This is a genomic window from Ruegeria sp. CE12 (assembly GCF_056537525.1).
Genome location: NZ_JBQFRS010000003.1, coordinates 191,181 through 203,650, shown reverse-complemented (window position 1 = coordinate 203,650; position 12,470 = coordinate 191,181). Strand labels below are relative to the sequence as shown.

Here is a 12,470-nt window from a genome sequence, read left to right as displayed (position 1 = left end):
CTACTCCGGGAAATGGCTGACGATGATGAACATGACGGTTCCGATCAGCGTGACGATGAAGGAATAGGTGAAGGCCCAAAGGACAAAGGGCTGCATCAGCATGAAGACACCCAGTGCAATAAGGATGGTTGCGACCATCTCCCATGGGCCGCGGCGGAGCCGCATCAATCCGGTTAGAAAGTCGCTCATTTGCGCACGGCTCCGAATGTAATCCCACGCAGCAAATGTTTGCGCATCAGGATGGTGAAAATCATGACAGGAATTAGGAAGATCGTTGCACCGGCCGCCACGGCAGGCCAGTCCAGACCGCCGATACCAATAATGGTCGGGATGAACGGTGGTGCAGTCTGTGCGTTCGCGGATGTCAGCAGCACGGCAAACGCGTACTCATTCCAGGCGAAGATCAGGCAAAAGATAGCTGTTGAGGCTATGCCCGTGGCGGCTTGCGGCAGCACCACTTTGTAGAAGGCCTGAAACCTCGTGTAGCCATCAATGAGGGCGGCTTCTTCGTACTCTCTTGGGATTTCGTCGATGAAACCTTTTAGCAACCAGACCGCCAGGGAAATATTCACGCCCGTATACAGCAGGATCATTCCCAGATGCGTGTCGCTGAGACCAAGGTTTCTGAACATCAGGAAGATTGGGATGGCGACGGCGACCGGGGGCATCATCCTTGTACTGAGGATAAAAAATAGAAGGTCGTCCTTAAGCGGGACCTTAAATCGGCTGAACGCATAGGCGGCCAGCGTGCCAAGGAAGATACTCAAGAACGTCGAGCCGAACCCGATGATAACCGAATTCATAAAGCGCTCACCGAATTTGGATGGTCCGACAATCACCATGTCGTATTGGCGCACGATCTCATCGGCCCAGTTCTGCGGTGGGTTCGCTTCCAAAAACTCCTGCGTCTGCCGTGTGCGAGTGGTGAAGAGATTGACATAGCCTTCAAGCGTTGGGTCAAAGACAACCTTGGGCGGGTAGCTGATCGCATCGGCGGGCGATTTGAAGCCGGTCAGCAAAATCCAAACCAGCGGGATCATCGTGATCAGCGCGTAAGTAATAACGAGGAAGCCTGCGATCCACTTGGACCGGTTCGAAGGTTCAGTGACGGAAAAACTACTCATCTCTGTTTTACCTTGTTCAGGGCTTTGACGTAGATCGACGCAAGGCCGAACACGGTGACGAAAAGGATGATCGCATAGGCCGAGGCATAGCCCGTACGCCACTTCTCAAAAGCCTCCCGCTTGAGATTGATTGAAGTGAGTTCCGTAACAGAACCGGGCCCTCCACCGGTTAGCTGAACCACCAGGTCGAACATCTTAAAGTTCTCGATCCCTCTAAACAGCACGGCAAGCATCAGGAACGGCAACACCATCGGGATGGTGATCGTAAAGAACTGCCTCAGCTTGCTCGCTCGGTCGATCTCAGCCGCCTCGTAGATGTAGTCGGGAATGCTGCGCAGACCGGCCAGACAGATCAGCATTACGAAGGGGGTCCACATCCAGGTGTCGACAATCACGATCGCCCACGGGGCCAACGTGACTGAGCCCAGCATTTCAAAGCTCGATGGGTCCTTGCCGGTAAACCAGGACACGATGTAGTTAAACAGGCCGATTTGAGGTTGATACAGGAACTTCCAGAAGTTCCCGACAACCGCCGGAGATAGCATCATCGGCAAGACGATGATGGTCGTCCACAGGTCATTGCCCTTGAATTTCTTGTTGATCAGCCACGCCAGCGTGAACCCGATCAGGACCTGGAAAAAAATCGTCCAGAACAGGAAATGCGCCGTCGCCTGCATGTTCAGCCATGTGTCCGAGTCTGTCAGGATACGCTCGTAATTCCTGAGCCCGACATCTTTGACTTCACGCCCGATCCGGTTGGCCTTGTAGTTGGTAAAGCTCAGTTGGATGGTCCAGATCAACGGAAAGATGTTGATCGCCAGCAATAGAAAAATCGTTGGGGAGATGAATATCCAGGCGATCGCGCGGTCGGATAACCCTCGGATTTTTCGCGCAACTCGCTCGGGCGTTGCCTGCGCAACGCGATCTACGGTCCTGTCAGACATCTCTTTGCCAGTTCTTTTGGTTTCGGACTCACGGGTGAAGGTGGAGCGGGATTGCACCCGCTCCTAGCTGCCTCCGGACTACAGCTTGCCTTCGTCTTCGAAGACTTCCGTCCAATCTTCGATCAGAAGATCAAGCGCTTCTTGAGCTGTGCCTTGGTCGGCAACCACGTAGTCGTGGATGCGCTTCTGCATTGCCAGCAGCAGTTCCGCATAGGCAGGCTCTTGCCAGAAATCCTGAACTCCAGCCATTGCTTCCAGGAAGTCACCGGCAAACGGTTGGCTGTCTACGAAACCGGGATCTTGCAGCACCGAGTTATGTGCCGAATAGCCTCCAAGTTCCCACCATTTGGCCTGAACTTCCGGCTGTGCAAACCACTTGATGTACTCAAGTGCGGCGTCCTGTTTGTCAGAGTAGCTGACGACAGAAATACCTTGTCCGCCGAGTGTCGAGCCTGGCTGATTTTGTGGTGGGTTCACGAAGAAGTCGATCTTGTCGCCGCCGGTATTGGGGTCGGCGTAGAGACCTGGGAAAAACGCAAACCAGTTCATAGCCATAGCGACCTGACCGGACTTAAATGCATCCAAGCTCTCACCCATGTAAGAGTTGGTATATCCCGGAGGCGTCGCTGTTTTGTAGAACTCCTTGTAGAATTCCAGCGCCTCAACCGCTTCCGGTGAGTTTACGGCGCCTTCCATGTCATATGAGCCCGGGGTGTTTTCGTATTTGAAGCCCCAAGGATACAGTGCTCCGGTCACACCCATGGTGATTCCTTCCGAGCCGCGCTCGGTAAAGATTGCTGCCCCATAGACGGTCTTGCCGTCGATCTCACGACCTTGGAAGAACTGCGCGATCTGCAACAACTCTTTCTGAGACTGCGGTTCACGTAGGTCCTGACCAGTCGCCTCTTTGTATGCAGCTTGAATTTCGGGGTTTTCAAACCAGTCCTTGCGATAGAACCAGCCATTCGCATCGCCCATCGCAGGCAGCGCGTAGTAATTTGGTGTGCCCTTGGGCCAAGTCGAATAAGCGTAGACCGTGGCCGGCGCGAAATCGTCCATGCTGATGCCTTCAGCATCGAAGAAGTCGTTCAGCTGGACATAGTGGCCGTTTTCGGCGCCACCGCCGATCCATTGGCTGTCACCGATCAACAGGTCGCAGAGCTTACCCCCAGAGTTCAGTTCATTCAGCATCCGGTCCGCAAAATTTGGCCAGGGAACAAATTCGAAGTTCATCGAGTGGCCAGACTCTGCTTCGAATTCCTTCGATAGCTCGACAAGCGCATTGGCCGGGTCCCATGCAGCCCAACAGAGCGTCAGATCTTCAGCATTTGCCTTGGTAGAAAGAGTAGTAGCGGCAAGGACTATTGCGCTGGCCGAGGCCAGTTTTGTGTAAGTCATCCATTCCTCCCTTTTTTGCGCCGTCAATCGAGGATGTGCGAATCGCGGCATACATCCAAGGCTATTTGAGGTACGCACCTCAAGTCCAGATATTTTTGAGGTTCGTACCTCAAAGGTCCGAAAGAGATCGCCAATTTTGTCTCTTAGTTATTGATTCTTAGAGAAATTGTTCTTTGAATCTGATGTGTATGTATTTTCGGCAGCGAGGTATTGAATGGTCATATCGACTTAAATGGGCGCAGCCGTCATGCGGCCGACAGGTTCAGTGAACCAGCTTCTGAAGCGCTCAAAAATTATTTGGTCGATACCTTTGAGAATTCGAGATAGCGTCAAACAGCGCGGACAACTCGGGGCCGTGCATAGTTCTTTTTGGTCGGGTGCAAACGTATGAACAATCTCTCCATCGTCCGATTGAACCGCTACCCTATAAAAGCCTTGAGTCCCGAGCCTATGAGAACTGTGACGCTGCGAGCAGGAGAGGGCATTCCAGGCGATCGCCTGTTCGGATTTGCTCGCTACAACTCCGGCTTCGACATGCAGAACCCAATGCCACTGCCGAAAGATCGTTTCGTCGTTTTGTTGAACAAGGCTGCACTGGCAGGCATTCAGACCAATTTTGAAATTGAGTCCCAGGCACTTGAGATCAATGCGAACGGAAAGACACGACGCTTTGATATGCGAGAGTCTGAAGATCGGGAGAAGGCGGCAGAGTTCCTTTCTTCAGAGATCGATTTAAAAGATCCGGAGCTGCCAAAGTTTGTCTCTGCTGCTCCTCATAGGTTTACAGATGTATCTGTCGTATCACCGCAAATGATGAACGCGATATCCGTTTTGAATCTGGCCTCTGTGAAAAAGTTGGGCGAACAACTGAACGCAGAAGTCCACCCGGCGCGCTTCCGAGCGAATATTGAGATAGACGGATTACCTTCGTTTGCTGAGCTGGATGCAGTTGGATCAGTTTTAAGATTTGGCGATGTCGAGTTGAAGATACTCTCACGTACGAAAAGGTGTGCAGCAACTGAAGTGAACCCGAAAACGGCCGAGCGAGACTTGAAAATACCCTACCTTATTCGGAAATTGATGGGCCATATGGATATGGGCGTCTATGTCGAAGTGGTTAATGGTGGAACGCTAACGGTCGGTCAAACTGGGGAAATACTCGCCTAGACCTTGCCGCCGCCAAAGTGGCTTTTCTAAGAGGTTTGAGCCATGTTCGGTCAGACGACTAAACTCAACTCTTGCTCTGTCTTTCTTCTGGCTAACGGGGGTATCGAAGGACGTTACGTTCGCGCTTTCTGATCAAGATATGATTAGAGGGAACTCCTTTGATGGAGCCTTGACAAGATTCCTGTTTCAAATAATTTTAATGATTAAAATATTTATGCAGGTGGTCCTCAATGTATCTGGGCTTAGATTTGGGAACGTCAGGTCTCCGCGGGATTCTGGTAGATGACACAGGACACGTCGTCGGTGATGCTGAAGTCAGAATTTCCACCTCGACGCCCAAGCCTGGCTGGTCTGAGCAGGATCCTTTGGATTGGACCAACGCTTGCGAAGAGGTTGTTGGAAAGCTTCGCGTCGGCAATCAGCAAGCATTCTCAAAATTGCGAGGTATAGGCCTAAGCGGACACATGCACGGCGCTACACTACTGGATTCTGATGGCGAAATATTAAGGCCCTGTATTCTTTGGAACGATACACGGTCAGCTGATGAGGCGAGGATACTGGATCAATCGCCAGAGATGCGCGCAATATCGGGAAACATCGTATTCCCCGGGTTTACAGCGCCGAAACTCGAGTGGTTGCGCCGCCATGAGCCGGATGTGTTTTCAAAGGTAGACAAGGTGCTGCTGCCGAAAGATTATTTGCGGTTTTGGCTTACTGGCGAATATGTCTCAGACATGTCTGACAGCGCAGGAACATCCTGGCTGGACGTTGACACTCGGCAGTGGTCAGAAAAGGCACTGGCCATAGGTCACATGCTTGTCGAACAGATGCCGCGCTTGGTCGAAGGCAGTGAACCGGGTGGAGAGTTGAAGGCCCGTTTGAGGCAGGAGTGGGGGCTTTCGAGTCCGGTTGTGGTGGCTGGTGGCGCTGGCGACAATGCTGCCGCTGCCTGCGGGATCGGGAGCATCAACGACGGCACCGGTTTTGTCTCACTCGGAACGTCTGGCGTGTTGCTTGTTGCGCGCGAAGTCTATGCTCCTGATCCGGAAACAGCCGTGCACTGTTTTTGTCATGCGGTTCCTGATCGGTGGATACAAATGGGTGTCATGCTTTCAGCAACGAACAGCATGAACTGGCTTGCTCGCAACCTTGGCGAACCCGTGGAAAGACTCGCTTCAGCTATGCCTGAAAGACTGAACGGACCTACAGCGATCACCTTCCTACCATATCTGTCAGGAGAACGGACGCCGCATAACAATAGCCATATTCGAGGCGCGTTTTTGGGCGTGGACATCTCGTCAGAGCCCACTGAGTTGACCCAGTCTATAATGGAGGGTGTTTCTTTCGGAATGAGAGATTGCCTGGAAGCACTGAAGAGCACCAGAACCCAGCCAAATAGCCTTATGGCAGTCGGAGGAGGTGCGCGATCTCGGTTCTGGCTGGAAACTTTGGCCACTGTTTTACAAGTCCCGCTGGATTTGCCAAAAGGCAGCGAATTCGGTGCCGCAATGGGCGCTGCGCGCCTCGCGATATGTGCTACCAACGGCGCTGAACCGGCGCAAGTCATGACGCCGCCGGAAATTCAGGAACGCATTGAACCACGCGGCGATCTGATTGACGCCTACGAAAACGAATACCGGAGATACAAGCAATTCTATCAGGCGCTTGCGCCGCTGGCAGTAAGATGAAACCAGAAACGGGTAAAGCCTCTGGGATTGAAGCTGCAATTATCACGGACGGGGATATGCGTGTTTCGGTCCTGAACTATGGGGCTATTACGCAGGGGTGGTGGTACAAGGACGTCCCGCTCATCCTTGGGTTCGAGGACCCAAATGAGTATCTCACCGATACGCGTTACCTGGGCGCAATTGTTGGGCGCGTTGCCAACCGGATCAGCGGCGCGACGTTTGACTTGGATGGCACCAGTTTTGAATTGAACGCCAACGAGGGCAAAAACACCTTGCATGGCGGCGACGATGGGCTGTCTAAACAGTTTTGGGAACTCGAACAGATTGCACAGAACGAGGTTTTGCTGAGCTACGTTTCTCACGACGGAGAGGGAGGCTTTCCGGGGAATATCAGGTTCGAAGTCAGGATCTGCTTACAGGGCTTACGCTTGGTTTATTCAATAATTGCACAGCCTGACCGGCCGACGCCGATAAGCATTACACAGCACAACTACTACACTTTGGGTGCTGCAGAAGGGGTAGACGAGCATAAGCTAAAACTCGCTTCAAATTGGTATCTGGAAATCGACGATCAGGGTATTCCGTCGGGCAGAGTGCTTCCGATCAACGGAAACGGGTTGGATTTTTCAACGCCCAATACGATTGGAAGTGCTTCCGAAGGGATCGATCACTTTTTTTGCTTTGATCATGATCGCGACCCAAATGCTCCGGTGGCGGAACTCACTTCACCCTCTGGCCTTGCGTTGAGAGTCTACTCTGACCAGCCCGGAGCACAGGTTTATTCGGGCTATGAGCTGACGAAACCGCGTCGCGCTTCGCGTGGTGTGTGTATCGAGCCATCGGGTTATCCCAATGCACCGAATATCTCGTCGTTTCCCTCAATCATCTATACTCCGGAGAATCCGTATCGGCAGGAACTTATTCTAGAAGTTTCTGAGGAATGACATGAGAGCAGTTTCGCTATTCTTGATTATTGGCTCAACAATTTCATCGGTGGGTGGTGCGCGTGCCCAATCGCTTGGTCCTCTGCCGGCGTTCCTCGAACCCGACTTTGCAAGTGCTGAGCTGGGGCGTTTGCTGTTCTATGACCCGATCTTGTCTGGCAACAAGAATATCAGCTGCGCGACCTGTCATCATCCCAGGCTTGGCACGTCCGACGGGGTTTCCCTTGGTATAGGGGAAGGGGGAATTGGGTTGGGTCCAGAGCGGACATTGGACCCAGGGAATACCCCGGAACAACGTATTCCTCGAAACTCACCAGGGCTTTGGAACCTCGGAGCCACTGAGTTCACGACGTTTTTCCATGATGGGCGACTACAGGCAGACCCAACGCAACCTGATGGTATCAGAACCCCGTTGGGTACTCATATGCGGTCTGGTTTCAATTCAGCGCTGGCCGCACAGGCGATGTTCCCGGTTTTGTCACCAGACGAAATGGCGGGTCACTATTCTGAGAATGATGTGAGCAAGTCGGTTCGCCTTGGCTTTCTTACACAGCAAGGTGGTGCGTGGGATCTGATTGCAGAACGTGTTGCGACCATTCCAGAGTACGAGCAGAGGTTTGAGGACTTAGCGCCGGATGATGGAGTTACGTTCACGGCAATTGCCAACGTAATCGCGGACTTTATCGCGTTCGAGTGGCGCGCGGATAACAGCCTCTTCGATCGCGCGATGCGAGGTGAGGCTGAATTGCCAGAAGAGGCCGAAATTGGCATGGGCCTGTTCTACGGAAAAGCTGGCTGCAGCAACTGCCATTCGGGCTGGTTCCAGACCGATCACAAGTTTCATTCGATTGCACTGCCGCAGATCGGCCCGGGAAAGGCGGCGCGATTTGAAAACCATGTCAGGGACGATGGACGCCTTCGCGTGACCGGCGACTCCGAAGACGCGTTTGCTTTTCGTACGCCATCACTGCGCAACGTGACCCTGACTGCGCCATACGGACACAACGGAGCCTATGCTGAACTTGAGGATATAGTACGCCATCATCTGGACCCGTTGGCGTCCTTGCGAAACTACTCGATCGAGATGGCCACCTTGCCGGACTTCCCCGGCTCTGACGACCAAAGGGCAATGTCGGATAATCAGCACTTGGGTGCGATTGCCCAAAGCAACAGCTTGTCGAAAGTAAGCCTGACGGATCAGGAAATCGACGCTCTTCTCAGTTTTCTTAAAAGTCTTGAGGATCCGGCACAGCGACTAGGTGTACCTGAACAAGTTCCTAGCGGGCTGCCGGTCGACAAGTAATCAGCGTCGAATTCGGATGATTTGGTTGGAGGAGTATTCCCGCCACTCGCTTTTCGCTTCATCCGGCCAGATCATACGAACCTGCACCTGGTCCTGCCTACCAAGCCCAAAATGCTGAAACCCCGCGATACCACCAGCGTGACCGCCGCCGATAGTGAGCTCGCGGGTCTGAACACCCAGCGAGGTTTTGACTTCAATAAATCCACCAATTGCTGCGTGATTGGATTGATCCTGAGTGACATCAATCAATAGCCAGTTGCCACCCTGAGAAGTGTTCTGGCTGACTTCGAGCTCAGAACCTCGGTTGACGACAACAAGATCCAACTGACCGTCATTGTTTAGGTCGACAAGGGCAGCGCCGCGTGATTTAGCCATCGAAGCAACGCCGGCATCTGCTGCAGCTTCAATAAACTGACCGTCGGACTTCTGCAGTAGTAGGTTATTGGGGTCGTTCAGAGCCGCATCGGGCATCTGTTCTACGTTTCCCTTGGCCACGAATATGTCGTCCCGGCCGTCGTTGTTGACGTCGCCAAACTGTGCGTGCCACCCGGTGGATGGCCTTCCGTCTCCACCGATATGCGGTCTATGAGCAGTCGTCCCCTTTTCGTAAGTTGCATCGCGCCAGGTCGGGCCGTTTGTCACTGGGTCAAAAATCTGGAGTTTCTGGTCACCCATCGAAGTCAGATAAACTTCGGGAAATCCATCTCCTGTAAGGTCGCGAGAGGCGATCCCCATTCCCCAGATCGAAAATGGAAGCCAACCTTCGTCTTCCAAGTATTGCCGAGGCTCAGACTCCATCGCCCATAACTGCTCGTGACCGCCGCGAACATAGTAGTGACGGTCGTTGCTGACGCGAAGATCAGCGCGGCCAGTTCGGGCCCAGTCCGAAAACAAAATAGAAAGTGAGCAGTAGCCGGGCTCAAGATGCAGCGGCTCACGATACGAGTCGCCTTCTGGACGGTACAAAAGGGTTGGGCCGCAGGATTCAAAGGGACCTTCGGGATCAAACCGATCAACATAGGTGCCAAACGCCAGGGTCGGTAAAGTTTGCCCGCTTTCCCATGTTGCTGAGAAACCTGTGGTCCAGTGGTCCTCGGACTGAAACCCGAGTTCAGTGAAAGGGCTGAATTGGCAGTCGGTATTGCCCCGAAGAAGCAGGTCTGGGCCAACACGCAAAATCGCCAAATCCACTACGCCGTCGCTATCAACATCGAGAGGGTAGGCGCCGGTCACACCGGCCAGTGAAAGATCTTCAGGCGTCTTTGCCTGAAATGCTATCTGTTCCTTCGAGGTATTGATGAACAGTTGAGACCGGTTGGAACCGCCAGCCAAAAAGAGTTCTGGCAGCGAGTCCCCATTGCAATCGAAAACGGCCATACCGCCGCCGACAAAATGCTCCCACCCGCCATCATAGACATGTTTTGGTACATCCACATTTGTAAACTGGGGAATAACAGTGTCCGCATTCGCAACTGTGGCCAAAGTCGCAAATATCGCAAACTCAAGACGCATTCGCCGTCAACTCCTTGACCTTGAGAATTGAGATTTGTTCAATTCCATAGGCTGCCGCCCCCTTGGCCCACATCAAGTCACCCCAGTGATGAACTTTGATCTGGGGCAAAGGTGCATCGACATTCACAACGCCGTTTTGAATGCGGGTCATAACTTCGTTGGAACACAAATGCTCAAAGCTCATTTGTGCCCCCGAGACGATAATGCACTCTGGGTCATACAAGTTGATCAGGTTGGAAATCCCGAGGCCAAACATCTGACCTGCGCGGGCAAGCACAGATGAAGCTCTGTCGTCACCTGAGTTGGCGCGGTCATGTATGTCGGAAACGGTTTCCATGTCGTTGGTATGACCGGTGACTGTCATCTCGCGGATCAAAGCATAGTCGCCCACATAGGCTTCTAGACATCCGCGTTGACCGCATTGGCAAAGGGCTCCGTCAAGTTGCACTTTGGTGTGCCCAAACTCAGCGCCGCAACCTCGTTCTCCACGGTATAGTTTGCCGTCCAATACGATACCCAGGCCAACACCGTGTTCGATCGTAACGACGAGGAAATTCTTTAGGCCCTTGCCCAAGCCAAAAAGCTGTTCGGCCTTGGCGACAAGATTGGCGTCGTTGTCAACGAATGCAGGGCAGGGCAGCTCATTTGAAAGCAAGTGGCTGAAATCAATATTTCTCTCAGTAATCGAGGATGACCAGTGGACAAAATTCTTGTTTGCATCGACCAGTCCAGCTACCCCGATAGAAACACCTGCCAAATGAGCGACAGAACGATCGATCTGTTTGCAGGTTTCTTCAAGAGCTTCGCGGATCGCCGATACAAATTCTTGCGGCGACATTCTGGCGTGATCCAAAGCATATTTGTGGGATGCGACTTCGGTACCTTCAAAGTCGACCAAGATAACCGAGATCACTTGCCGAGCCACTTTTAGACCGGCCACAAGGTGCATCTGGCCGTCCAATTGCAGCAATACTCTGGGTCTGCCTCTCTTCCCCGATTTTGACTGTGCCTGGCTTTCAGTCTCTTTAACCAGCCCGGCCGAGATGAGATCAGCCGTAGCGGCGGTGACAGTCGCAGGACTGGTTTGCAAGGCGGATGCAATATCGATCCGCGAAACGGATCCCTTTGCTCTGATGTGCTCCAGTACCCGCAGGCGGGTAGTATTTCTTTGTTCCAAAGAAACCGGAGAGGCTTTGCTTTTCAGCATCTTGTCCTCGCGAATCTTGCTGTTGGCCCAATCTATTTGAAATTGAGTGCCTCTTGTAGAGTAAATATTTTACCGACTGAAATAAATATGGTATTCAAATTTGTGAGAGCCGCGAATCGAAATGCGATGGCTCGGCAAATGGGAGGAAATCATGAAGAGAATTCTCAGCTTTTCGGCTGTGGCCACTTTGTTGGCTTCGACCGCATTCGCAGAGCCAGTGGTCGGCGTAAGCTGGTCGAACTTTCAGGAAGAGCGTTGGAAAACAGACGAAGCGGCCATCAAATCGGCACTTGAAGCAGGGGGTGCTGAGTACATTTCGGCGGACGCGCAATCGTCTTCCGCAAAGCAGCTTTCGGACATTGAAAGCCTGATCGCCCAGGGCGTGGACGCGCTTATCATCCTAGCGCAGGACGCACAGGCCATTGGTCCAGCGGTTCAGGCCGCGGCAGACGAAGGTATTCCTGTGATTGCCTATGACCGTCTGATCGAGGACGATCGAGCATTTTATCTGACCTTCGACAACGTGGAAGTCGGCAGAATGCAGGCTCGAGCTGTCTTTGAGGCCATGCCTAAAGGCAACTACGTGATGATCAAAGGCTCTCCTACTGATCCGAACGCAGATTTCCTGCGCGGGGGTCAGCAAGAGATCATCGGAGCAGCCGTCGACAGCGGTGACATCGTAATCGTTGGTGAGGCCTACACGGATGGTTGGTTGCCCGCGAACGCGCAGCGGAACATGGAACAAATCTTGACCGCGAACGAGAACAACGTGGATGCAGTCGTTGCGTCGAATGACGGTACTGCAGGCGGTGTTGTTGCTGCGCTGACCGCACAGGGCATGGAAGGCATTCCGGTTTCCGGTCAGGACGGCGACCACGCAGCATTGAACCGTGTCGCACTTGGAACGCAGACGGTTTCAGTTTGGAAGGATGCTCGCGAACTTGGAAAGGCCGCTGGCGAAATCGCTGTCGCATTGAGCGGTGGGACAAGCCCTGCTGATGTCGAAGGCGCAGTTAGCTGGACATCACCGGGTGGGACCGAGATGAACTCGGTTTTCCTAGCGCCTGTTCCAATCACTAAGGACAACTTGTCCGTGGTTGTTGATGCCGGATGGATCCCGCTGGAAGATCTTTGCCAAGGCGTTGAAAACGGACCTGCCCCTTGTAACTAAACCACTCAGCCC

Annotated in this window: 11 protein-coding genes; 5 read left to right on the top strand and 6 right to left on the bottom strand. The window is 53.1% G+C overall.

Annotated elements, in window-relative coordinates; genetic code table 11:
* The 4 genes from ACR0IO_RS09670 to ACR0IO_RS09655 form a co-directional block, all read right to left on the bottom strand.
* Nucleotides 1–189 carry a hypothetical protein gene (locus ACR0IO_RS09670; RefSeq protein WP_010442360.1) on the bottom strand — a complete coding sequence of 63 codons (189 nt, stop codon included), beginning with the start codon at nucleotides 187–189 and terminating at the stop codon, nucleotides 1–3.
* A complete protein-coding gene (locus ACR0IO_RS09665) occupies nucleotides 186–1,124 on the bottom strand; it encodes a carbohydrate ABC transporter permease (RefSeq protein WP_010442361.1) in 939 nt (312 codons plus the stop codon). Before ACR0IO_RS09665 ends, ACR0IO_RS09670 begins: the two co-directional genes overlap by 4 nt.
* Entirely contained in the window at nucleotides 1,121–2,068 is a 948-nt protein-coding gene (locus ACR0IO_RS09660; protein ID WP_170332156.1) for a carbohydrate ABC transporter permease, read from the bottom strand. The genes ACR0IO_RS09665 and ACR0IO_RS09660 overlap by 4 nt, the downstream gene beginning before the upstream one ends.
* Before the next feature lie 78 nt (nucleotides 2,069–2,146).
* A complete protein-coding gene (locus ACR0IO_RS09655) occupies nucleotides 2,147–3,466 on the bottom strand; it encodes an ABC transporter substrate-binding protein (RefSeq protein ID WP_480741210.1) in 1,320 nt (439 codons plus the stop codon).
* Nucleotides 3,467–3,853: 387 nt separating this feature from the next.
* On the opposite strand from ACR0IO_RS09655, the gene ACR0IO_RS09650 reads away from it, so the two are divergent.
* The 4 genes from ACR0IO_RS09650 (at nucleotide 3,854) to ACR0IO_RS09635 (ending at nucleotide 8,568) form a co-directional block, all read left to right on the top strand.
* A complete protein-coding gene (locus ACR0IO_RS09650) occupies nucleotides 3,854–4,633 on the top strand; it encodes an MOSC domain-containing protein (protein WP_480741208.1) in 780 nt (259 codons plus the stop codon).
* Nucleotides 4,634–4,863: 230 nt separating this feature from the next.
* Complete coding sequence (gene xylB, locus ACR0IO_RS09645) at nucleotides 4,864–6,321, top strand: xylulokinase (protein ID WP_480741206.1); 1,458 nt, start codon at nucleotides 4,864–4,866, stop codon at nucleotides 6,319–6,321.
* Entirely contained in the window at nucleotides 6,318–7,265 is a 948-nt protein-coding gene (locus ACR0IO_RS09640) for an aldose epimerase family protein (RefSeq protein ID WP_480741205.1), read from the top strand. Before xylB ends, ACR0IO_RS09640 begins: the two co-directional genes overlap by 4 nt.
* 1 nt (nucleotide 7,266) lies before the next feature.
* Entirely contained in the window at nucleotides 7,267–8,568 is a 1,302-nt protein-coding gene (locus ACR0IO_RS09635; protein WP_480741204.1) for a cytochrome-c peroxidase, read from the top strand.
* Here the strand turns inward: ACR0IO_RS09635 and ACR0IO_RS09630 are convergent, their stop codons facing one another.
* Nucleotides 8,569–10,080 carry a CRTAC1 family protein gene (locus tag ACR0IO_RS09630; protein ID WP_480741202.1) on the bottom strand — a complete coding sequence of 504 codons (1,512 nt, stop codon included), beginning with the start codon at nucleotides 10,078–10,080 and terminating at the stop codon, nucleotides 8,569–8,571.
* Entirely contained in the window at nucleotides 10,070–11,287 is a 1,218-nt protein-coding gene (locus ACR0IO_RS09625) for an ROK family protein (protein ID WP_480741200.1), read from the bottom strand. The genes ACR0IO_RS09630 and ACR0IO_RS09625 overlap by 11 nt, the downstream gene beginning before the upstream one ends.
* Nucleotides 11,288–11,438: 151 nt before the next feature.
* Here ACR0IO_RS09625 and xylF point away from each other — a divergent pair, with 151 nt between their 5' ends.
* Nucleotides 11,439–12,458: a D-xylose ABC transporter substrate-binding protein gene (gene xylF, locus ACR0IO_RS09620; RefSeq protein ID WP_155150139.1), complete on the top strand. Its 1,020-nt coding sequence runs from the start codon at nucleotides 11,439–11,441 to the stop codon at nucleotides 12,456–12,458.
* Nucleotides 12,459–12,470 lie beyond the last annotated feature (12 nt).

Excerpts from the sequence above, each read along its gene's own strand:
- ACR0IO_RS09650 (WP_480741208.1), top strand. The coding sequence starts at position 3,854 with ATGAACAATCTCTCCATCGTCCGATTGAACCGCTACCCTATAAAAGCC.
- ACR0IO_RS09630 (WP_480741202.1), bottom strand. The coding sequence starts at position 10,080 with ATGCGTCTTGAGTTTGCGATATTTGCGACTTTGGCCACAGTTGCGAAT.
- ACR0IO_RS09635 (WP_480741204.1), top strand. The coding sequence starts at position 7,267 with ATGAGAGCAGTTTCGCTATTCTTGATTATTGGCTCAACAATTTCATCG.
- ACR0IO_RS09660 (WP_170332156.1), bottom strand. The coding sequence starts at position 2,068 with ATGTCTGACAGGACCGTAGATCGCGTTGCGCAGGCAACGCCCGAGCGA.
- ACR0IO_RS09665 (WP_010442361.1), bottom strand. The coding sequence starts at position 1,124 with ATGAGTAGTTTTTCCGTCACTGAACCTTCGAACCGGTCCAAGTGGATC.
- ACR0IO_RS09655 (WP_480741210.1), bottom strand. The coding sequence starts at position 3,466 with ATGACTTACACAAAACTGGCCTCGGCCAGCGCAATAGTCCTTGCCGCT.
- xylB (WP_480741206.1), top strand. The coding sequence starts at position 4,864 with ATGTATCTGGGCTTAGATTTGGGAACGTCAGGTCTCCGCGGGATTCTG.
- ACR0IO_RS09625 (WP_480741200.1), bottom strand. The coding sequence starts at position 11,287 with ATGCTGAAAAGCAAAGCCTCTCCGGTTTCTTTGGAACAAAGAAATACT.
- ACR0IO_RS09640 (WP_480741205.1), top strand. The coding sequence starts at position 6,318 with ATGAAACCAGAAACGGGTAAAGCCTCTGGGATTGAAGCTGCAATTATC.
- xylF (WP_155150139.1), top strand. The coding sequence starts at position 11,439 with ATGAAGAGAATTCTCAGCTTTTCGGCTGTGGCCACTTTGTTGGCTTCG.
- ACR0IO_RS09670 (WP_010442360.1), bottom strand. The coding sequence starts at position 189 with ATGAGCGACTTTCTAACCGGATTGATGCGGCTCCGCCGCGGCCCATGG.